Annotated in this window: 18 protein-coding genes and 1 pseudogene; 7 read left to right on the top strand and 12 right to left on the bottom strand. The window is 68.5% G+C overall.

The genetic code is table 11. The features are described from left to right. Nucleotides 1-93: 93 nt before the first annotated feature. Nucleotides 94-444 (bottom strand): helix-turn-helix domain-containing protein, encoded by a 351-nt coding sequence (locus OG413_RS28930; protein WP_266810804.1) that lies wholly within the window; start codon nt 442-444, stop codon nt 94-96. 111 nt (nt 445-555) lie between these two features. Here OG413_RS28930 and map point away from each other — a divergent pair, with 111 nt between their 5' ends. Together map and OG413_RS28920 are read left to right on the top strand one after the other, a co-directional pair. Beyond that, nucleotides 556-1,374, top strand: a complete 819-nt coding sequence (gene map, locus OG413_RS28925) for a type I methionyl aminopeptidase (protein ID WP_266810802.1) — start codon at nt 556-558, stop codon at nt 1,372-1,374. A 392-nt stretch (nt 1,375-1,766) separates the two neighbouring features. After that, a complete protein-coding gene (locus tag OG413_RS28920; protein WP_266810800.1) occupies nt 1,767-2,288 on the top strand; it encodes a hypothetical protein in 522 nt (173 codons plus the stop codon). A gap of 355 nt (nt 2,289-2,643) precedes the next feature. On the opposite strand, the gene OG413_RS28915 is transcribed toward OG413_RS28920, so the two are convergent. The 4 genes from OG413_RS28915 to OG413_RS28900 all read right to left on the bottom strand — a co-directional run bounded on the left by OG413_RS28915 (nt 2,644) and on the right by OG413_RS28900 (nt 4,670). Further along, nucleotides 2,644-3,207, bottom strand: coding sequence for a hypothetical protein (locus tag OG413_RS28915; RefSeq protein ID WP_266810798.1), 564 nt, complete (start codon nt 3,205-3,207; stop codon nt 2,644-2,646). A 184-nt stretch (nt 3,208-3,391) separates the two neighbouring features. After that, nucleotides 3,392-3,550, bottom strand: a complete 159-nt coding sequence (locus OG413_RS28910; protein ID WP_266810796.1) for a hypothetical protein — start codon at nt 3,548-3,550, stop codon at nt 3,392-3,394. An 87-nt stretch (nt 3,551-3,637) separates the two neighbouring features. Further along, entirely contained in the window at nt 3,638-4,183 is a 546-nt protein-coding gene (locus tag OG413_RS28905; RefSeq protein WP_266810794.1) for a DUF4232 domain-containing protein, read from the bottom strand. A gap of 310 nt (nt 4,184-4,493) precedes the next feature. Beyond that, entirely contained in the window at nt 4,494-4,670 is a 177-nt protein-coding gene (locus tag OG413_RS28900) for a hypothetical protein (protein ID WP_266810792.1), read from the bottom strand. 367 nt (nt 4,671-5,037) lie between these two features. On the opposite strand from OG413_RS28900, the gene OG413_RS28895 reads away from it, so the two are divergent. The 3 genes and pseudogenes from OG413_RS28895 to OG413_RS28885 all read left to right on the top strand — a co-directional run. Further along, the gene (locus tag OG413_RS28895) at nt 5,038-5,673 is read left to right on the top strand and encodes a hypothetical protein (RefSeq protein ID WP_266810790.1); all 636 of its coding nucleotides are present in this window, start codon (nt 5,038-5,040) and stop codon (nt 5,671-5,673) included. Between the two features lie 261 nt (nt 5,674-5,934). Further along, nucleotides 5,935-6,441 carry a DUF6584 family protein gene (locus OG413_RS28890; protein ID WP_266810788.1) on the top strand — a complete coding sequence of 169 codons (507 nt, stop codon included), beginning with the start codon at nt 5,935-5,937 and terminating at the stop codon, nt 6,439-6,441. A gap of 110 nt (nt 6,442-6,551) precedes the next feature. Next, nucleotides 6,552-6,773 (top strand): annotated as a pseudogene (locus OG413_RS28885) (IS5/IS1182 family transposase); the annotation flags it as partial. Between the two features lie 170 nt (nt 6,774-6,943). On the opposite strand, the gene OG413_RS28880 reads toward OG413_RS28885, so the two are convergent. The 7 genes from OG413_RS28880 to OG413_RS28850 all read right to left on the bottom strand — a co-directional run bounded on the left by OG413_RS28880 (nt 6,944) and on the right by OG413_RS28850 (nt 16,805). After that, nucleotides 6,944-7,810, bottom strand: coding sequence for an NAD(P)-dependent oxidoreductase (locus OG413_RS28880; protein WP_266810786.1), 867 nt, complete (start codon nt 7,808-7,810; stop codon nt 6,944-6,946). Nucleotides 7,811-7,836: 26 nt separating this feature from the next. Then, nucleotides 7,837-10,059 carry an FAD-dependent oxidoreductase gene (locus OG413_RS28875; RefSeq protein WP_266810784.1) on the bottom strand — a complete coding sequence of 741 codons (2,223 nt, stop codon included), beginning with the start codon at nt 10,057-10,059 and terminating at the stop codon, nt 7,837-7,839. Nucleotides 10,060-10,070: 11 nt separating this feature from the next. Next, a complete protein-coding gene (locus tag OG413_RS28870) occupies nt 10,071-12,362 on the bottom strand; it encodes a hypothetical protein (RefSeq protein ID WP_266810782.1) in 2,292 nt (763 codons plus the stop codon). Nucleotides 12,363-12,500: 138 nt separating this feature from the next. Continuing rightward, the gene (locus OG413_RS28865; protein ID WP_266810780.1) at nt 12,501-13,379 is read right to left on the bottom strand and encodes a carbohydrate ABC transporter permease; all 879 of its coding nucleotides are present in this window, start codon (nt 13,377-13,379) and stop codon (nt 12,501-12,503) included. Then, entirely contained in the window at nt 13,376-14,326 is a 951-nt protein-coding gene (locus tag OG413_RS28860) for a carbohydrate ABC transporter permease (RefSeq protein ID WP_266810778.1), read from the bottom strand. Before OG413_RS28860 ends, OG413_RS28865 begins: the two co-directional genes overlap by 4 nt. Nucleotides 14,327-14,333: 7 nt before the next feature. Continuing rightward, a complete protein-coding gene (locus OG413_RS28855) occupies nt 14,334-15,674 on the bottom strand; it encodes an ABC transporter substrate-binding protein (protein ID WP_266810776.1) in 1,341 nt (446 codons plus the stop codon). Nucleotides 15,675-15,803: 129 nt separating this feature from the next. Beyond that, nucleotides 15,804-16,805 (bottom strand): LacI family DNA-binding transcriptional regulator, encoded by a 1,002-nt coding sequence (locus tag OG413_RS28850; protein ID WP_266810774.1) that lies wholly within the window; start codon nt 16,803-16,805, stop codon nt 15,804-15,806. A 233-nt stretch (nt 16,806-17,038) separates the two neighbouring features. Here OG413_RS28850 and OG413_RS28845 point away from each other — a divergent pair, with 233 nt between their 5' ends. Together OG413_RS28845 and OG413_RS28840 are read left to right on the top strand one after the other, a co-directional pair. Continuing rightward, complete coding sequence (locus OG413_RS28845) at nt 17,039-18,181, top strand: mandelate racemase/muconate lactonizing enzyme family protein (RefSeq protein ID WP_266810773.1); 1,143 nt, start codon at nt 17,039-17,041, stop codon at nt 18,179-18,181. A gap of 240 nt (nt 18,182-18,421) precedes the next feature. Further along, on the top strand, nt 18,422-20,572 hold the full coding sequence (locus tag OG413_RS28840) for a DUF6351 family protein (protein WP_266810771.1): 2,151 nt from the start codon (nt 18,422-18,424) through the stop codon (nt 20,570-20,572). The last annotated feature ends 38 nt before the right edge of the window (nt 20,573-20,610 follow it).

The following is a 20,610-nucleotide window of genomic DNA, read 5'->3' as shown; positions in this document are numbered from 1 at the left end:
CTGAGGACCTGGTGTGCCTCGCTCAGTCCGGTGCGGAGGGCAACGGGCGGCGCTGATGGATCCTTGAGCGGCTCGGGGAGGGGGGCTCTTCCTCTACGGGTGCGTCAAAGAGAGCCGAGCACCGGTCGGCGCCACCGGATGCGCGGCGGTGACGCCGACCGCACCGGCCACCGGAGCGGGGATGGCTTCGCGCTGGACCAGACCGGCGCGCCAGGCGTCGGCGAGCTGGGGCAGTGAGACGTTGAGCACCTCGCCGAGCATGACGATGGTGCCGAACGCGGGCGTCGGCAGCCGGCCGGTCTCGATCTTGCGGAGGGTTTCCGGCGAGATGCCCGCCGCCAGGGCCACCTCGATAAGGCGGCGCCCGCCCCGGGCGCCGCGCAGGAAGGCCCCGAGGCGTCGTCCCGCGTCGATCTGTTCGGGGGCGAGCGGATGACGGACCATGCGGACCACGGTATGGCCACATCCTTCGGACGACAACCACTCCACCATCTGGTATAAAAATACCTCCGGTATAAAAATACCTCCACGCAATCCGGGAATCGAGGATCGTAAGTGATCGAGCTCAAGTCTCCTGATCAGATCGAATGTATGCGCGTCACTGGCCAGTTCCTCGGCCGCCTGCTGGCGGAGCTTGGCGACCTCGCCGCGGTGGGTGTCGATCTGATGGACCTGGAGCACCATGCCCGCCGTCGGATCAAGGAGCGCGGTGCGGAATCCTGCTACTGGGACTATTCGCCCTCGTTCGGGCGCGGCCCCTTCCGCAATGTGGTGTGCCTCTCGGTCAACGACGCCGTGTTGCACGGGCTCCCGCACAGCTACAAGTTGCGTGATGGGGACCTGCTGAGCATGGACATGGCTGTGAGCATCGACGGCTGGGTCGCTGACTCGGCGTACTCCGTCATCGTCGGCACGCCTGCCGAGGAGGACCTGCGGCTGATACAGGCCACCGAGGCGGCGCTGGAAGCCGCGATCAAGGTTGCCCGGCCTGGCAACCGGTTGGGGGATGTCTCCGCGGCCATCGGCGCGGTCGCCTCGGACTACGGTTACCCGGTCAACCTGGAGTTCGGCGGTCACGGCCTCGGCCGCACCATGCACGAGGACCCTCACATCCCCAATGACGGCCGACCCGGTCGCGGTTTCAAGCTGCGCCCCGGTCTGACGATCGCGATCGAGCCCTGGTTCGCCCGCACCACCAACAAGATCGTTTACGACCCCGACGGCTGGACGATCCGCTCGGCCGACGGTTCGCGTACCGCCCATTCCGAACACACGGTCGCCATCACCGAGAACGGCCCGCTCGTGCTCACCGGGCGCCCTCAGCGCGACGAGGGGCTGGAAGGCCGGCGGGAATCGTCGGCTACCGAACGCTGACGGGGGCATCATCGTGGACGGGGCCCCGGCGGCCGACGGCACGGTGACCTCGGTGATGAGCCGAAGGCGGGACGGCGGCAGCGGGTGCTACGGCCGGTGCGGGGGCGGAGGCAGTAGCAGCAGCGGCGGCGGTAGCCGGACGGTCACGAGGCGGGTGCGTTCGATGCCCAGCGGAGCCGGCCTGATCGTTTGCCGGACTTGAGCGGGTAGCCAGGCTGCACGCGGGGGAGAACGGCGTACTGACCTGCCGTCCCAAGACTTCGGCGTAGCCGCGTGATGCCCGGTTCCCTGATCGTTTGATGCCGGGGGGCCGGTGCGGGCCGGGTACGGGCCGACACGGCATACGAGGTCTGAAGGACGGGGCCGGAACCGCCCGCGAGGCTCACCAGCTTGTGTCCGGAGCCCTGGAACGCTACGGCGATCACGCTTCCGGTCGTCTGGCGTGGTGGGCCGAGGAGGCGCGGGCCCGCGCCTCCCGGTGGGCCGGGCCGAAGGACGACAACCCGGTCTCTCTGGACCGGTTCGACTTCACGGACGCCGGTGCGGCCGTACAACGCTTCGCGCCTCGCCGCTGTACGCCGGACTTAGGCGTGCCCGCGCGCCCGGGGCGCATCGAGTTCCGTCCCGAGCCCGACGACTCGGCGGTTCTCGACCAGGGCAGTCTCGACGCCCATGCGCTCCGCACCATCGCCGCATCCGGGCTGGAGGCGGCCACCCAGGAAGAAGTGGACTATTGGCGCTGGATGCCGAGCCCGCCCGAGTCGTGGCGCCCGGCCTGCGACCCCGCCGGGGAACTCGTCGGCCTGGGTGTCCCAGCCGCAACTACGGAGACCCGCTCGTCAAGGCCACGCCCTAGGAGGGCCGGGGCACCTCAGTCCGACCAGCATGGCGTGCTCCTGAAACGCCATGGGTGAATGTTCGCGGTTCTGTGAGTTCTCGCTCCGGCCACCGGCGTACACAACATTCCATCCGCCCGCGCGGAAGACGGTCCCGGGCGACCCGTCCCGGCCGCCACGCCTGTGCCCTGCGCCGGGCCGGGCACAAGGTGACGGGCATCGACACAGCCCCCGGCGCCATACAGGTCGCCATCGAACTCGGGATCGACGCGAGCGTGGCCACGATCGAGCGGCCGCCCCGTACCTTCGACGGCCCGACCAACAAGGCGGAATCGTACGGTCCACCCAGGGGGACCCATCGGTTTGGACTCGCGCTCCAGACGTGGGGACGGCCCGCTGCCCCAGTGGGCGGCGGGCCGCAGACCTGAAGTGTTCAGCGGAGGGTGGGGGCCAAGTTGTCGAGCCGCAGATTCGCCCTCGCCGCGTCATCCTTGGCTGTCCGGACGGTTGTTGCCCGCACAGCGATGCGATGGTCAGCCGCTGCGGTCGACTTCACGGCGGGCACAGATCCGGTCACAGGCACGCGGGGTTCAAAATTCTCACGCAGAGCGTCGATCGCGGTGACGGTGGAGGTGTTGCGGGGGACCACAATGGCCTCGGCGTCACGCTGGACGGCCAATTGAGCCGCACCGAACAGACGGTCCCTGACGTCGGAGGCCGTTTTCGATTCCCACGGGGCGCCGTCAGGGTCCGGAAGCAGAAGCAGAAGCAGAAGCAGAAGCAGAAGCAGAAGCAGAAGCAGAAGCAGAAGCAAAGCAGATCGAGCGAGGCCGAGCCTGAGTCGGCGCTGAGACGGGCCCCAGCAGTGAGCGGTCCGCGCTCGGCGGATCAGGCTACGCACGGTGACGATGGTGGCGGCAAGCTGGAAGACGGCGTGGGCGCCGGTGGCTCGGCGCTCGTAGCAGCGGGCCAGGTTTTGGAAGGCTTTCCGCGGCAAGGCGCTCCTTCGGCTGCGCACAGCGATGGACCCCGACACCCCACGTCGCGGTGGGATGCCGGGGTTTTGTGACGCGTCAGACGCGCCAGGCCCAGAGGGTGCGCGATGCGGTCGTCGGGGCCCTGGAGCAGATGACCGGCCGGCCCCGCGCGGGTGCGGACCGGCCGGGGAACCGGCGGGCGCGTCACCGGAACCCGGCGGCGTACGCGCCCACACCTGGCAGGAACAGCTCCGCCGGGGCGCCGACATCGTCAGGCTCGTCGTGGTCCTGGACGCGCGTATCGAGGGTGGTGGCGTTGAAGTCGTGCGTGCCCTCGCCGGAGGCGGCGGAAGTGCTGACCACCGCCCCGGCCCCTGCCCCCCCCCGGGCGTCTGGTGGCCTCCGCGCTGGGCTTCGCCCTTGCGTGGTGCGGCAGCTCGACGTGGGGTGTCAGTCGGTGAAGGGAACGGCGTCGGCGGGGTTGGCGTGCCAGTTGGTGGTGATGGGCTCGTCGACAAGGACGGTCCTGGGGAGCTTGAAGGCAACGGCGTTGGACTCGTCGCCGACGACGGCGATGATGAGCTGGCCGAGTTCCTTGCCGTAATTGGTGTTGGTGGACTTGGGGTTGATGCCGGCGTAAGCGGTGGCGGAGCCGGAGAGCTTGATGGTGTCGCTGACCGCCTGCTCGGCAGGGGATGCCTGGGTGTCGGGGGCGGAGCCGAAGGAGGCGGAGGGGATGGTGCCCTCCAGGTAGCAGGTGATGCCGGGCTTGGCCTTCGCGGCAACGAGGAAGTAGCCGCCTGCCTGAGTCTCCTCGCTGACCTTGAAGGTCAGGTCGGTGGTACCGCAGACCTGTCCCCAGCCGTCCTTCTGAGCGGCGTCGGTGGTGCTTCCGCTGCCGGCGAGGGCGGTGGTGGTGGCAGCGGCGGTGAGGGCCGCCGCGACGAGGGCGGTCAGGACGAGGCGGGCGGAACGGGTGGCAAGGCGCGAACGCATCGAGGTCTCCATGTCAGGGAAGTGGGGTTGCCCAGCGGAAGGCTTGGACGACCACAGCTTGTGCCGCGATCCGTACCGCCCGCCGCAACAGGACGCCACTACGGGACACTGGAATGCTGGAACGGGCGCTGACCAGCAAGGGCGCCGACTGCCTGGGACATCTGGGTGGGACACGGGAACGGTGGCGGCGGCAGAGGAAACGGCCGAGTTCACAGCGTCGCTGTGGAAGCGAGCGGCGTTCCGGACTGAGCTGCCTGGTGTTGCCTGGTGTGCCGGAGCGGCCCGAGAAGGAACGGCGCTGTCTCCGCGTTCAGTGGGGGCTGGTCGTCGACGAGCTGTCGTGGGTGCCGTTGGGCTTGGCGCGGTATTGGTAGCGGCCAAGCTTCCGGCCGCGCCGCACTCGGCGTCCGCACAGCAGCAGCACGGTGACGATGATCAAGATGAGCAGCGCGACGCCAGTTCCGGCGACTATCAGTGCTGTGGCCATCGGATGAGCATATGAAGGATTGCTCCAGGGTTTGGGTGCTCGTCGCGATGCACCGGTCTGATATCAGTGGAGTGCCGGTCGTGATGGGGCATCAGCCAATGGTGTTCGTGGTGGTGGGCGGGTGCGGTCGCTGTGTTCGCGCCGGTCTCGCTGTCATGGTGCGGTGCACCCGTCGATGGCGGCCAGCCGCGCGGCCCGCGCCGCGAACCCGACCTCGTACGACCTGTTTCGGTGCCGGGGGAATCGCGACTGCGGGGATGCTGGGTGGGCCGTACGATTCGCCTTGTTGGTCGGGTCGGCCGATCGGACGGGGGACGGGATGACATACGTGACGGGTATAGCGGCGGGGACCAAGGTCAATGTCAGGATGCAGCTCGACGAGAAGACGTTGCGGAAACGGCCGGCCGGGACATGGGCGGGGCCGTTGCTGTCGACGGGTCCTGGTGGGGATTCGTCCCCGCAGGTGCCCGAATACGAGTTGTTCGTCGACGATGTCAAGCGGGACAAGGAGACGCAGGACAAGGACTGGCGGCATCTGACGCTGTGGGGGGACGCGCGACGTCAGGCCTGGGTGATGGTGATCGAGACCGAGTCGGCCGATTCCGGTACGGCTGTGTATCGCGTGCGCGGTTCTCAGGGCGAGTTGTTGGCGCGGGTGACGCGTCGGCGGGGGAGTATCTTCCGCCTCGCCCGCACGTCGTGGCGGGTGGAGGTGAGCGACGGGCCGGTGTTGCATGGACTCAAGGGGCACTTGGCCGGCTGGTTCCTGTGGTGGCTGTTCTCGCCGGTATGGGCAGTGATGCTGGTGCTGATTCCGCTCGGGGGTGAGTTCCCGCGGATGCCGTTGACGACTCGGTGGCGGTGTGAAGGGCACGAGGTGATGCACTTCGACCAGGGCAGTTACCGAGTCGTGAGTGGCTGGCCGGATATGCGTCTGGTGCATGCCGTGACGATGTTGCACTGGGTGCACCCGACCGTCTTGGGCGACTGGAGCCGCCCCTGAGGTCACGCCCGCGATTGAGTCGGCCCTCGCCTCAACGAGGGTCCGACGAAATCGCACCACAATCCAACAAGGATGGAGAAGAGCGGGGTGATCTTGCCGCGCGTGATCGACATCAAGGGCTGTCCCGTAACTGGTGGTGTTTCGTCAACCTGCGGTGTCCCGTCTCAGTGAGGTTCAGCGATGCCGTTGAGAGCGAGCGAGCGAGTGCTGAGCGTCAAAACCAGGTCGACGTAGGTCGGTGCGGTACCCGATTATGCGTTCATGCCTCTGAGAGACACCCTTGCCCGAGTCGACGCGGACCTGGCCGCCGGCCGGATTCCCGTCGCGCGCCAGCGCCTGCGCGGGCTGGTGTCGTCCTTTCCGAACGACCTGACGCTTCGCCGGCGCCTGGCCGAGGCGTACCGCCTGTACGGAGAGCCCGCGGAAGCGGGCCGCTGGATGTACCTCGAACAGGACAGGGACGCAGCAGAGACCTCCGCCTTCGAGGCGAGGTACCACACAGCTCAGCAGCGCATGCGGGCACTCGCCTGGCAGGGTCGTGAGTCGCTTGCCCGAACAGCCTTTGCCAGAGACCAATTGGCAGCAGTACGAGCAGCCTGCTCCGATGCCATGGGGCGCGCCGTCGACTGGGACACGGTGTCATCCGGAGAGAAGGAAGACAGCGGGCGAAGCGCCTTCGCCGACTTCCTGGCAGGGGCCGGATGCCTGGCGGCGGTCCTCGCGTTCCTCGCGATCTGGGTGAATGGAGTCGTCGCCCTCTTCGACTGACGCAGGTCACCGGGCCCTCGCCTTGTTCGGCAAGCTGGTGACCGTACCGCGGCGCGAGGGTGCTGTTGCCGTCCGCAAGGACCGGCCGTGGAGCCTCCAGCTGAAGGACCGGCACCTGGCTCGTCATACCCCACCGGCGGCGCGAGGGCGAAGACCCTCCGGACCGGAAGGAAGCACACGACAAGTCCCACCAGCAGGTCCGCGCCCGCGTCGAGCACGTCTTCGCGCGAATGGAGACCTGGAAGATCCTCCGCGACTGCCGCCTCAAAGGCGACGGAGTCCACCACGCCACGCTCGGCATCAGCCGGATGCACCACCTCACCCTCGCCGGACAGACGAGCGGTCCGCACGACGGCCAACGACTCCCGAGGCAGCTCGGAGATGATCCACGGGACGGCCGCTGGGGAGGCGGATGTCACTCGGTATCCCCCCGGTACGCCACCGCCCTCGGCGGCCGTCGTGCTCTCTCCCGTTCTGCGGCGGCTCGGCGGCCGTCATGATCTCAACTCGGCGGAACCGCCCCGCGACCGAGAAGATTCTGTGCCGTGAACCCCAGCAGCCTGCGCGCGGCCGAGGTGTCGACCGGTGCCGCGCGCCCCGGCAACGGGTGCCGCAGCACGGTGGTGGGATGGTAGCGGCGCAGCAGTTCCTCCGTCGGGTACGGCACGATGATCTCGGGGGCGCAGAGGTGTACCGCGTGCGCCGCACGGCCGGGTACGTCCAAGGCCAGCAGCGCGGCCCTCGCCGCGTCATGGACCTCAAGGTATGTCCACAGGTCCCTTGCCCCCGCGGCCGGGTCGGCAGTGAGCCGGGCGGCGTGCGCCTGCAGCCGTTCCTCGAACCCGCCCACGTACGGATAGCGCAGGCACACCACGCTCATCCCGTGCCGCCGCGCCATCATCCGCGCTGTGAGCTCGTCGACCTGTTTGGAGAGGCCATAAGGGTCGGCCACCTGGGAGGCCATCGCCTCGTCGACCGGTGCGTACGGCGGATGCGGATCCTCGGCGTCCGTCCAGGGCAGGCCCGTGACACCCCAGGAGCTCGCCACCGCCGCATGCCGGATCCCGGCCCGGCCGGCCTCCTCCAGGACGGTGAAGGTGGACAGGCTGTTGCCCGCGAAGACCTCGAACGCGGTGTTGCGCTCGGGAGTCGGGATCGCCGCCAGGTGGATGACCGCGTCGGCGCCCTCCAGAGCCGCCCGCACGGTCTTCGCGTCGGCGGCGTCACCGGTCACGACCAGGCGCGCCGCGAGGTCACCGGGATCATCGAGGACCAAGGCGTTCGCCTCGATCCCGCGCTCGGCGAGCAGCGCGAGAACCGCTCGCCCGATCCGCCCGGCGGCCCCGGTGACCATCACTCTTCCGGCCATCCAGTCACTCTCCTGCGTCGGTGCTTCTACTTGTAGGCGCGCACGGCGACGATGTGCGCCGACGCCGCCCCGTTGGTGGCTTCGACGACGACCCGGATCGCCGATGTGGTGACGGGCTCCGGCAGCGTGTGCGCCTCGCGTCGCCGCCGATTTCGCGCCGCACGGGCGATGACGCGCCAGGTGCCGTCAGTATCCAGTGCCTCGACGCGGTAGTCGCGAAGGAGGGTGGGGAGGGTGTCGAAGGGCGTGCGGTGATGGTGCAGGTTGATCAGGTCCTCGTTGACGTCGTCGTCGGCGATGACCTCGATCCGGCCCAGCGGCACCGGCTCGGACCAGGCCAACTTGAGCCAGGGGGAAGGGCTGTCCGCCAGCGGTGCCGAGGCCCACATGTGCGGTCCCGCGTACGGGCGGGCATAGCCGTCGGTGGCCTTGGCGGGGGAGTAGGCCGCGGTCTCTCCCGTACGGAAGCAGAAGGTGCGGCGGAGCAGGCCCTTGTCCGTCCACTCGCGCAGCGGCTGCGGCGATTCGTCCGACGGGCGCAGCGGGACGCGCGCGAAGCACAGGACGCCGGGGGTCGGGCGGTCGGAGCGGTGCAGGGCGACGGCGTCGTTGGCGCGGACGACCAGGAAGGCGTTGCGCGGGGTTTCGGGAGTCCAGTCCAGGCCGGTCTTGAGCCACTGCCGGGCACCGGCGGCGACGGGCAGGGTGATGGAGGTGACGAGGCGGCGCGGGACGTAGTTCTGGCCGAGTTCGGGGTCGTACAGATCGATCACGATCTCGGTGTCGCGGTCGGCGTCGACGAGCAGTTCCACCCCGGAGAGGTCCGGGTCCGCGGGGAGGACGAGTCCGGCGTCCGCCGCGAGCGGCCACAGCTCGTCGGAGTCCTCGACGGCCAGGCTGCTCAAGGTGGACGATGCCGTGGCCGTCGCCCGCAGCGCCAGGTCCTCCGGGTCCGTCGAGGCGAGGCCGATCAGCGAGGCGTCCTGGCGCAGCAGCGCCCGGTGCAGCTCGGGTACGGGGAGTTCGCGCGGGGTGACCTCGCCGGTGGCGCAGAGTGCCGCCGCCGTGCCGGCCGCCTGGCCGATCGTGGCGCAGGTCGCCATGACGCGGGTCGAGCCGAAGGCGACATGGCTGGCGGAGATGTTGCGCCCGGCGAAGAGCAGGTTCTCGGTGTTCACCGAGTAGAGGCTGCGGTACGGAATGTGGTAAATGCCGTCCGCGTAGAGCTGTTTGGCACCTGCCTCGGTGGCGTACATGCCCTGCGGCGGGTGCAGGTCGATCGACCAGCCGCCGAAGGCGACCCGGTCGGCGAACTCGGTCTGGCCGAGGATGTCGCCCTGGTGCAGGACGTAGTCGCCGAGGAAGCGCCGGTACTCCCGTTTGCCGGGGATCGAGCCCACCCATTCCAGGGTCATGTTCTCCGCGTCGAACTCGCCGGAGTTCTTGATGTGGTCCCAGATGCCGTGGATCACGGACCACAGCTCGTCGCGGATGCGTTCGTTGTCGTGGACGGTGTCGAGCTCGCCGCCGAACTCGATCCACCAGTACGCGCAGCCGTTGTCGCCCGCCTTGATGATGCGGCGCTGCGGGATGGAGGTCCCGGTGATGTCCTTGGCGAAGTTCGGCGGCACGAACTTGACCGGGTGACCGGCGTCCTTCGTGTAGAAGAGGAGAGTCGAGCCCAGGGTGATGTCGTCGGCCGTCTCCGGAGCCCATGCCTCGTCGTACTCGGCGCGTGATTCCCGGCCGATGCGGTGGTGGGCGCCCGCCAGGTGGCCGATGAGGCCGTCTCCCGTACAGTCGAGGAAGAGCGAGCTCTCGAAACGGATCCGCCGCTCCGAGCCCATCATCCAGCCGGTGACCGAGGTGATCCGCCGGGCCTCGTCCGGACCTTCGGCGTCGACCTCTCGCACGTCGGTGTTGAGGTAGAGCGTGATGCCGGGCTCGGCGCGCACGGCGTCCAGGACCACGGCGTCCCAGTAGTAGGGGTTCCCGTCCGGGTTGCGGAACTGGTTCTCCACGAGCAGCTCGCCCATGATGCCGCCCTCACGAGCGTGGTGGTTCTTGCCGTGGCCGGTCGCGCCGCACACCCAGACCCGGACCTCGCTGCTCGCGTTGCCGCCGAGCACCGGCCTGTTGTTGATCAGCGCGACGCTCCGGCCGAGCCGGGCCGCGGCGATCGCCGCGCAGACCCCGGCCAGGCCGCCGCCGACGACGGTGATGTCGTGCCGTGCGGTTTCATTCCTCATGTCGTACGTCACTACTTCCAGTCAGGATTGGCGGCGAGCCCGTAGTAGATGCGCGGGGCGCCGTCGAGGGTGAGGGTGACCTTGCCGCCGGAGGCTTTGAGGGAGCGTTCCTGGCCGATGCAGTTCAGCTCCCGCACCGTGCCGTTGACCGTCCCCGAGTGGGCGACGACCGGGGTCCTGGTCGTCCAGGTGTCGACCCAGGGCTCCGGCGAAGCGAACCAAGGGTCCTCACCGTGCTCGGAGTTGAGGATGTACCCGTCCTTGCGGCTCCAGAGGATCGACACCGGCCCGCCGGGAGTGGTGAAGAGGAGCCCCTTGATGTCCTTGTCCGCGAAGGCGAGATGCCGGACGAACTCGGCCTCGTCCAGGACCCGGGCGGCGGTCGCGAAGGCGAGGAGCGAGGGCTTGGCGCTGGTGTCGCGGTTCATCAGGCCGTAGTGGTACTCGGCGTTGGCCGGATCGGCCTCCTGGGGGTGGTAGAGCACCGAGTCGTGAAGCTGGTACCAGTTGACGGCACGTACCTTCTCGGCCTTTGCGAGAGCGAGCGTGAGCAGCGTGTTCTCGGCCGCGTGCCGGTAGGTGTCGCTCCACCACGCGTTGGGCCGGGTCGGTGCGTATGCCTCCGTGAGCCACAGCTCCTTGTCGCCGCCGTACTCCTCAAGGACCTGGTTCGCCTTGCGCAGCGCGCCGAGGAAGTTCCAGTACGAGCCGGCCGACCCCTGCGTCCACTCCTCGGGCGGCGGCGCGAAGTCGGGCGTGAAGTTGCCGCGACCGGGGTGGAAGGCGAAGGCGTCGATGAGGTCCCAGCCGCCCGCGTCATGGAAGTTCTTCGTCCACACGTAGTCCATGCCGCCGAGGCCGGCGTTCATGACCTTCATCCGCGAGCCCGCCGCGTCGAGGCGCGTGGTGACCTGACGCAGGCCGTCCCGGACATAGGCGTCGGCGCCGCGGCCCGACATCCAGGGCTGGTTGACCTCGTTGCTCACCTCGAAGTACGCGGCCTCGGCGTTCAGGGCCTTGGCGACATTCGTGTCGGCCCAGGCCGCGATCTGTTCCGCACTGCCGCCCACGGGGATGCCGGACAGCTCCACGTTGTGCCCGATGCCGTTCGCGTCCAGAGTCGCGGTGTCGATGCCCGGTGCGCCCGCGTAGGCGATGCGGATCCACTTGATGCCGAGCGTCTTGACCAGCCCGAGCACTGCCTCCTTGCTGGGCTTGAGCAGCCAGGGGTAGTTGGCGAGGCCGAACATCGACTCCTTGCCCGCCTTGTACGCGAACTCCGGTAGTACGCTCAGATTCGTGCGGGCCAGCGCCTTGTCACTTCCGCTGACCACCTCCACCCCGGTGAACACGATGTTCTGCGACGGCGAGGTCACGGGAAAGGAGGCGTCCCAGGCGGCGCCCGCCGCGAGGGTCTTGCAGAGCGTTCCACCGGCGATCTTCGTACCGCCGAAGTCGCGCGCCCACCACGTCAGGGTCACCTTCCTGGCCACGGCGGAGCCGTTGACGACCTGCGCCTTGAGCGTCATCGTCTGCCCGGCAGCCTTGTAGAGATTGAACGGCTGGTCGGTCCACACCTCCACGCCGAGGGGCCTCTTGGCGGCGAGCGCTCCCGCCCCGCGCGGCCGCAGATCGCCGAGGACCAGATCGGCCTCGGTGACCGCGGTGCTCGCACCGGTCGAGGTGCCGGGGGAATGGACCCAGGTGGCGTTCGTGTTCGCGGGGTTGGTGGACGAGAGGCAGAAGAAGCCCTTCGACCCAGCCCATGTCTCCACGTACACGCCGCCCGCGTTCACCTCGTACGGAATGCCGCCCCGGGCGTCCCGCTCCCACACGGTCAGCGCTTCGTACGACTCCGCCGCGCTCGCTTCGTACACCGTGCGGGAGAACATGAAGCCGGTCGGTGTGAGCGTGCTGGAGCCGCCGACCTCCCACTTCATGTGTGCCTTGCCAGGGGTGACGTCGAAGGTGCCGCGCACCGTGACTCCGGAGGTGCCGCTCGCCATCGTGTACGTGACCTGAATCGCGGGCCGCCCGTCGGGGAGCGTGATCCGGGCGGGCGTACCGCCGAAGGTGCGCTGCTGGCCGAGTGCGGAGTCCTTGAACATGAAGTGGCTGAGCAGGATGCGATCGGCGCCCGCACCGTCCCGCACAAGGACGCTGCCGTCGCTGCGGCCGACCAGGGTGATGCCGTCGGCCTCGATGGTGACCGGGTCCGCGGCGTATGCGGGAACGGTCGGCAACAGCGCGGCGCCGGTGGCGACGGCCGTGCCCTGGATGAATCTGCGGCGGGCGACTGACATGGAGGTGCCCTTCTCTTGGTGGGGGTGTTCCGGATGCTCCGGATGTTCCGAAGCGGAATCGGAAGCGGAAGCTGTGGCAGGGGAGCGGAGAGCTCGGCGTCGGCACCGGCGGAACACGACGTCCGGCTCCGGGGGATCTCAGCCCTTGACTCCGGTGAAGCCGAGCCCGGCGACGATGTACTTCTGGCAGACGACGAAGACGAGCACCGGCGGGGCGACGGCGAGCACCATCGCGGCGATCAGCTGGTCCTGCGGAGCCTGCGTGGCGAGCTGGGCGAGAGCGACGCTGATCGGCTGCTTCTCGGGGTCGGTGATGGCCACCAGCGGCCAGATGAAGTCCTTCCAGGAGTGCATCACCGCGAGCAGACTGATCACGGCGAGCACCGGCTTGCTCATGGGCAGCACGATTCGGGTGAGCAATTGCCAGGTACTCGCCCCGTCGACCCGCGCCGCGTCGAACAGCTCCTTCGGCAGGGCGTCGAAGAACTGCTTGGCGAGCAGCACCGTGAAGGCGTTCGTGCCGGCCGGCAGCCAGATCGCCCAGTAGGTGTCGCCCAGATTGAGGTGGAGCAACGGCACATCGATCACGGTCATGAAGAGACTGACCATGTTCACCGTGTACGGCACGAACATCGTGGCGAGGATCGCCCCGTAGACGACCTTGCCGAACCGCGGCCTGAGCACCGAAAGGGCGAAGCCCGCCGTGGCCGAGACGAAGAGCTGCACGAACCACGATCCGCCGACCACCAGGAAGGTGTTCATCAGATAGCGGCCGACACTCAGATCGGTGTACGCCGTCGAGAAGTTGCCCAGGGCCGGCCGGTCCGGCCAGAGGGCCAGGGGCTGCGTAGTGAGCTCGGTGGGCGGTGAGACCGCGCCCTTGACCATCCAGTACAGCGGTCCGATGCCGATGAGCAGCAGCAGGATCAGGGTGAACACCTGAATGGAGCGCACCGCGGCGCGTACGCCGGGGCGTTGGCGGTCGTTGGTGGAGACGAAGGTGGTGAGCGTGGTCATGACGTGCTCCAGCTGCGGGTGGCCCGCAGATAGACCGCGGAGAGCAGGGCGAGGGCGAGCACCATCAGGAAGGAGAGCGCGGCGGCCTGGCCGTACTCGCCGTCCTGGAAGGCGTACCGGAAGATCAGCAGCAGGACCGTGAGGGTGGCGTTCTCGGGTCCGCCGCCGGTGAAGACGTACGGCTCGGTGAAGACCTGCACCGTGTTGATCAGCTGGACGAGCAGCAGCAGCCCGATGACGGAACGGAGCTGGGGCAGCATCACATGCCAGATCCGCCGCCAGATTCCGGCGCCGTCCACCTCGGCGGCCTCATAGAGTTCGCCGGGGATGCCGACCATCGCCGCGAGGTAGATCAGGACGGCGCCGCCCATGCCCGCCCAGGTGGACTCCAGGACCAGCGAGAGCATGGCGCTGTCGGAGGACTCCAGCCACGAGTACGGGCCGAGCCCGACCTTGCCGAGGACGTTGTTGAAGAGCCCGCTCCCGGGATCGTAGAACCACTTCCAGAGCAGGATCGCCACGACGGGCGGGATGACCACCGGCAGATACACCAGGAAGCGGTAGACGCCCGCGCCGCGCCGCACCGTCGACATGATCGCCGCCAGGATCAGTGGCGCCGGGAATCCGATCAGCAGGCCGAGGACCACGAAGAACAGGGTGTTCCCGACGGCGGTGCCGAGCAGTGGGTCGTCGAAGAGCGTACGGAAGTTGTCCAGGCCGACCCAGACCGCGGGATCGACGAGGTTGGTCTTCTGGAAGCTGAGCAGCATGCTGCGCACGATCGGCCACCAGGCGAAGAGCCCGAAGACCAGCAGCGCGGGGACGAGGAACAGCCAGGCCGTGAACTGTCTGCGGGCGCCGGTGCCACGCTGCCGCAGCGGCAGGGTGCGCGGCACGGGGTCCTTGGACACAGCGGCCGGGCGGCGGGACGGAGTGAGCAGGGCCACGGGCCGACTACTTCTGGTCCGCGGCGAGCTTGGCATTGACGTCCTTCTCGGCCGAGGCCAGCAGGGAGTCGATGTCGGCGTCGCGCTTGGTGAGCACAGCCTGGACCACCGGGTCGAGCGCGGTGTACAGCCTCTGTGCCTGGTACGGCGGCTCCGGCTTCAGCTTCAGCGTGGAGAGACCGTCGATGTACGGCTTGAAGTTCTGCAGCTTCACATTGACGTACGGCTTGATCGCGGCGTCGATCTCGGTCTGCCGCTTCTTGTCGAAGACCGGCAGTGTCGGCACGCCCACCGCGGACTTCGGGTCGGCGGAGAGCGCCTTGGCCTGCTCGGCGGCCATGTCGGTGCTGTACTGCGGCTTGGCGTAGGCGAAGGTCAGCCACTCGACGGCGGCTGCCGCGTGCTTCTTGTCGGCGGACTTCGGGACCATGTAGATGTCGCCGCCGGTGAGTGTCGCGTCGCCGCCGGACTGCGGCATCGGGGCCGCTCCGAAGGCGTCGGTGTTCTCCATGCCGAACTGCATCTTCGCCAGTCGGTACGTCCCCGGGCTGCCCATGAACATGCCGACCTGCCCGGCCGCGAACTGCTTGATCACGTCGTTCTGATTGTTGAGGAGGGTCTTTCCGAGCGAGTCGTCCTTCCAGCGCATGTCCTTGAGCAGCCGCAAGGCCCTCTTCGTCGGCTCCCCGGTGAGCGTGGCGGTGTACGTGCCACCCTGTTCCTTCTCCAGCTCGCCGCCGAAGGCGTACGTCAGCATCGCCAGCTGCCAGCCGCCCTGGTTGTCCTTGGACTCGTGGACGAAGCCGGCCTTGCCCGTACTGTCGCTGATCCTCTTGGCGGCGCTACGGACTTCCGCCCAGGTGGTCGGCGGTCTGTCGGGGTCGAGACCGGCCTTCTCGAAGAGCTCGCGGTTGTAGACCAGGCCCTGGGCGTACGGATTCTGCGGTACGCCGTACACGTCACCGGCGCTGTCGGTCAGCGGCTGGAGGATCTGGGGGTTGAACTCCTCGAAGTGCTTCCACTCCTTGAGCTGCCCGGTGATCGGCTGCACCTGCTTCTGCTGGATGAGCCGCTGCGGCTCGGTCAGCGGCACCTTGATGACGTCCTCGACGTTGCCGCCGGACAGCTTCGCGGAGAACGTCAGCGGGTCGAAGACCGTGGTCGAACCCTTGACCTTGATGCCCGGGTTGGCCTTCTCGAAGTCGGCCACCTGCTTCTTGAACAGGGCGACCCCCGGCTTGTCGGTGGCCGGCGGCATGCCCTGCACCCGCAGCACGAGATCGCCGTCCCCGCCGGCGCTGCTCGGGGTGAGGGAGGAACAGCCCGCGAGGGTCGCGGTCAGCGCCATGCAGCCAAGTATGGCCGCACGGCGGGAGTTTCTGGGCATAACGGCTCCAAGAAGGGCAGGAGTGGGTTCGGCGCGGTGTAGCGCGGTGTAGTGCGGTGCTTTGCTCGTTGTGGTGGTGGGCGCCGTGGATCAGTGGGCGGGTGCGGGGCCCGTCGAGGCGCGGGGGATCAGGCGGGAGCCGATCTCCACGAAGGGAGAAGTGACTTCACGTCCTTGTCCGGTACGGCCTGTCGTGCTCGCGATCGTCTCGATCAGTAGGTCCCCCGCCCGGGTGGCGATCTCCTCCGGGTCGATCCTGATCGTGGTGAGGCTGGGAGTGGAGACGGAGGCGAGCAACGTGTCGTCGATGCCGATGACGCTGACGTCGCGCGGCACGTTCATGCCGAGGTTGGCCATCTGGTGCAGCACGCCGAGGGCGACCAGGTCGTTGTGGGCGATCACGGCCGTCGCCTCGTGGGCGGCCACGAGGGTGGCGGCGTGCACGCCCGTCTCGAACCGAGGCTCGTACGGGCCGAGCTCGGACAGGGAGAGGTCGAGCGCTTCGAAGGACTCCTGGATGGACTTGCCGCGGCTCAGCTCGGCGCGGGACGCGTTGATGAACACGCAGCGCCGATGGCCGTACGCCTTCAACTGCTCGGCGGCCTGCGCGATGCCGGCGGACAGTGAGATCCGGACCTCGGGGATGCCCGGCACATGACGGTTCACCACCACCAGCGGCATCCGGCCCGCGAGTTCATGGAGCCGGTCCTCGGGGAGGGTGGAGGCCCACAGGATCAGGCCGTCGACCCGCTTCGACACGGCCGCGATGGCGGCCAGCTCGTCCGCCTCGCGCTCGTCGCTGTCGGCGACCAGGACCGTGTAGCCCAGATGCCGGGCGCGGGCCTGCATCGCCTTGATGATCGGCGGGAAGAACGGGTTGGCGATGTCCGGGACGATCAGGCCGAGCGTTCCGGTGCCGCCGCCGCGCAGTGAACGGGCCGCCGGGTTGGGGGAATAGCCGAGCCTGGCCGCGGCGTCGAGGATGCGCTGCCGGGTCGTCGGCTGCACCTGGTCGGGTGCGGTGAACGCACGGGACACCGTCGACACCGAGACGCCCGCGGCGCTCGCCACCTCCCGGATCGTTACTGCCACGGACGGCCTCCTCGTCGTTGTGAGCCGGGAGACCCGGCCGTCTCGCATCTGGATCCTGCGAATGCGTTGATGTTTGCGAACGTTCCCATGACGTGTCAAGACATGTGTCAGGAGTATTTCATCGAGGGAAACCTTCTGCATGCACGGGTCTTGCGCTTCGGCTTGGCTGCTGTCGATGATGTGCCCTCAAGAACGGTGCTGAAATTGCGGGAACGTTTTCATAGAGGAGTGGAATGAAGATCACCGGCCTGGAAGTGCTGACTCTCCCCGACCACGGCGACAGCATGATGCTGGTCGTGGTCGACACCGACGAGGGCATCCACGGTCTGGGCGAGGTCGGCATCAGATCGCGCCAACGGGCGGTCGCGGGCGGTCTCGAACACCTCGCGGAGCTGATCGTCGGTGAGGACCCGCGACGGATCGAGCACCTCTGGCAGGTGATGTTCCGGCGCGGGTTCTTCCCCGCCGACCGCATACTCGGCGCCGCCATCGCAGCGGTGGACGTGGCCCTTTGGGACATCCGGGGCAAGGCGCTCGGCGTACCGGTGCATGAGCTGCTCGGCGGCCGGGTGCGTGATCACGTACCCGCCTATGTGCATGTCGGCGACGGTTACCACGACCGCGCGTGGTTCCTGGACCGCTGCCGCGAGCTGGTCGCCGAGGGCTGGGGCCATCTGCGGTTCGCCTCGCCGCACGACGTCGACGGCACGCTCGACGCCCGCCGTTGCCTGCGCGACTCGGTCGACCTCTTCCACCAGGTGCGGGACGCGGTCGGCGACGAGGTGGAGCTGATCCTCGACGTCCATACGCGCCTGGATCCGCCGGAGGCGCTGACCCTGTGCCGGGAGATCGAGGCGGCCCGCCCGTACTTCGTCGAGGACCCACTGCGCTGCGAGAACCCGGACAGCTACCGCATGCTGCGGGCCCGCACCGGCGTACCGCTGGCCGCGGGTGAACAGTACGGCTCCAAATGGGAGTTCAGGACACTCATCGAGGGCGACCTCATCGACTACGCCCGGGTGGACGTCGGGGTGGCCGCGGGCCTGACCGAGGCGAAGAAGATCGCGGCGATGGCGGAGACCCACCACATCAAGCTCGCCACCCACAACCCGCTCGGCCCGGTCACAGCCGCCTCCTCGCTCCAACTCAACCTGTCCTGCCCCAATGTGGCGATCCAGGAGCACCAGACCGACCCCGATCCGGCCATCGCCGCCCTCTTCACCGCGCGGCCGACGATCGTGCCGGGGCGGGTGGAGCTGAGTGAACTGCCCGGCATCGGCGTCGACATCGACCGGGAGGCGGCGCGCCGGTACCAGGCCGCGGCGGCCGAGCGCCCGCACCTGCGCACGGCGGACGGGGCGTTCACCAACTGGTAGCCGGCAGGGTGGGTCGGCCGCACCGGCCCACCCCTGCGGAATCGAAGGCCGCGTACCACCCTTGTGTCCCATCCGGTGGGGAACAGGACGCCGGGCAGGGAGCGGGCCCTTTCCCGTCACAGACCGGGCGGCCGCACACCATGACAACGGGACAGGTGTGTCACCGTCCCGGCGGGCCCACGGCCCGCGTCCGCACACTGAGCACGAATTCCGACTCCAGGAAGTGAGGCGATTTCCGTCGTGTCGTTCAGAGGAGCCGCGAGACCAGTCCAACTGGGCCTTGTCGGCATAGCGTTCATGGGCGTGCTGGTGGGTGCGTCGGCCACGCCGGCCGGCAGCCAGGAACGCGAGAAGCTGCAGGTGACGGCCGTGTCGTCGCGCCCCAGCACGGTGTCGGGAGACGACGCCCTGATACGTGTCGAGGTCCCCGCCTCCATAGTGGCCGACACCGTCCGGGTCGAGGTGGAGGGCCGGGACGTGACGTCGAGCTTCCGGCACTCCGGCGACAACACGCTGATGGGTGTGGTGAAGGAGCTGTCCACGGGCGACAACAGGCTCACGGCCAGTGCCCAGGGCGCGGACTCCGGACAACTGACCCTGAAGAACCACCCCATCACGGGGCCGGTGTTCGCCGGGCCGCACGAGCAGCCGTTCATCTGTGACACAGCCGAGTTCAAGACGGTCACCGGCGGCACCCTCGGGCAGCCGATCGACAAGGACTGCTCGGTCAAGACCCGCGTCGATTACATGTATCGCACCACGGCCGGCACGTTCGTTCCGCTGCCCGACGAGAACGTCCGTCCCGCCGACCTGGCGACCGCCACGACGAGCGCGGGCAAGAAGGTGCCGTACATCGTCCGCGTGGAGACCGGCACCATCAACCGCGGCATCTACGAGACGGCCGTGCTGCACGACCCGAACGCCGGTACCCCCGACCCGTTGCAGCGCGGTCCGGGCTGGAACGGGCGCCTCGTGTACGGCTTCGGCGGGGGCTGCAACGGCGGCTGGTACGTCCAGGGCCGGAACACCGTCGGCATCATGAACGACACATATCTGAGCAAGGGTTACGGCGTCGCATCGTCCACGCTGAACGTCTTCGGCAACAACTGCAACGACGTGCTGGCCGCCGAGACCATGAGCATGGTCAAGGAACGCTTCGTGGAGACGTACGGCGACCCGGCCTTCACCATCGGAAACGGCTGCTCCGGCGGCTCGTACCAGACCCACCAGATCGCCGACAACTACCCGGGTCTGCTGGACGGCATTCTCTCCGGCTGCAGCTTCCCCGACGTCGGCTTCGGGACGATTCAGACGCTGAGTGACGCCCAGCTCCTGAACCACTACTTCAAGGACGTCGCGCCGGACGCCTTCACCAAGGACCAGCAGAGGGCGGTCTCCGGGTTCGGCAAGTGGGAGAGCATCGGCAGCCTGGCCAGGGCCGGCGGCCGTATCGACCCCACGGTGTACTGTCCGCCGCAGCTGCCCGCGGCGCAGCGCTACAACCCCGTCACCAACCCGGACGGTGCCCGCTGCGACGTCTACAGCCACGCCGTGAACGTCTACGGCGAGGTGCCGGAGACCGGGAAGGCGCGCAGGCCGCTCGACAACACCGGTATCCAGTACGGACTTGAGGCCCTGAACAAGGGGACCATCGACATCGGCCAGTTCATCGATCTGAACCGGCGCATCGGCGGCCTCGACGACGATGCCAAGCCCGCCGCCGAGCGCACCGTCGCGGATCTCAAGGCGGTACGGCTCGCCTACCGCACGGGCCGCATGCTGAACGGCGGTGGCGGCCTGGCCGACGTACCGATCATCGACTACCGCGACTACACGGACGACGCGGCGGCCGGGGACATGCACATGCGCTTCCACTCCTTCTCCACCCGGGCGCGCTTGGACAAGGCCAACGGAACCCACGCCAACCAGGTCATGCTCACCCGCTCCAGCGGGCACGGATTCACTCTCGCCGGGATGCTGTCCGACATGGACCAGTGGCTCACCGGCATCAAGGGAGACCCCGTCAACGACGCCCCCATCGAGAAGATCGTCCGCCACCGGCCGCAGGGTCTCACGGACGCCTGCTGGACCCGTGGCATCGGTGCGAAGAAGATCGCGGAGCCCCAGGTCGAGGGCATCGACAACACCGAGTGCAACACCCTCTACCCGGTGTGGACATCGCCGCGGATGGTCGCCGGAGCCGATGTGGCGAACGACATCGTCAAGTGCCGCAAGCGTCCTGTGGTCCGCACCGACTACCAAGTTCCGGTGAGCGACGGCCAGTTCGAGGATCTGAAGGCGATCTTCCGAACCGGTGTGTGCGACTGGTCCCAGCCCGGGGCGGGTCAGCAGGGCCTCGCCGGTACATGGCTGTCCTTCGACCCGAAGTGACGGGATCGCCGCAGGCGAGCCCAAACGGCGGCAGGCGC

This window comes from Streptomyces sp. NBC_01433 (genome assembly GCF_026340105.1).
Lineage (GTDB): Bacteria > Actinomycetota > Actinomycetes > Streptomycetales > Streptomycetaceae > Streptomyces.
The sequence above is the reverse complement of the archived record's forward strand: the minus strand, read 5'-3'. Positions and strand labels throughout refer to the sequence as shown.

Coding starts and splice junctions, on each gene's coding strand:
- OG413_RS28900 (WP_266810792.1), bottom strand. CDS start 4,670: ATGGCCACAGCACTGATAGTCGCCGGAACTGGCGTCGCGCTGCTCATC.
- OG413_RS28930 (WP_266810804.1), bottom strand. CDS start 444: ATGGTCCGTCATCCGCTCGCCCCCGAACAGATCGACGCGGGACGACGC.
- OG413_RS28905 (WP_266810794.1), bottom strand. CDS start 4,183: ATGCGTTCGCGCCTTGCCACCCGTTCCGCCCGCCTCGTCCTGACCGCC.
- OG413_RS28855 (WP_266810776.1), bottom strand. CDS start 15,674: ATGGCGCTGACCGCGACCCTCGCGGGCTGTTCCTCCCTCACCCCGAGC.
- OG413_RS28865 (WP_266810780.1), bottom strand. CDS start 13,379: ATGACCACGCTCACCACCTTCGTCTCCACCAACGACCGCCAACGCCCC.
- OG413_RS28875 (WP_266810784.1), bottom strand. CDS start 10,059: ATGAGGAATGAAACCGCACGGCACGACATCACCGTCGTCGGCGGCGGC.
- OG413_RS28880 (WP_266810786.1), bottom strand. CDS start 7,810: ATGGCCGGAAGAGTGATGGTCACCGGGGCCGCCGGGCGGATCGGGCGA.
- OG413_RS28895 (WP_266810790.1), top strand. CDS start 5,038: ATGCAGCTCGACGAGAAGACGTTGCGGAAACGGCCGGCCGGGACATGG.
- OG413_RS28890 (WP_266810788.1), top strand. CDS start 5,935: ATGCCTCTGAGAGACACCCTTGCCCGAGTCGACGCGGACCTGGCCGCC.
- OG413_RS28845 (WP_266810773.1), top strand. CDS start 17,039: ATGAAGATCACCGGCCTGGAAGTGCTGACTCTCCCCGACCACGGCGAC.
- OG413_RS28870 (WP_266810782.1), bottom strand. CDS start 12,362: ATGTCAGTCGCCCGCCGCAGATTCATCCAGGGCACGGCCGTCGCCACC.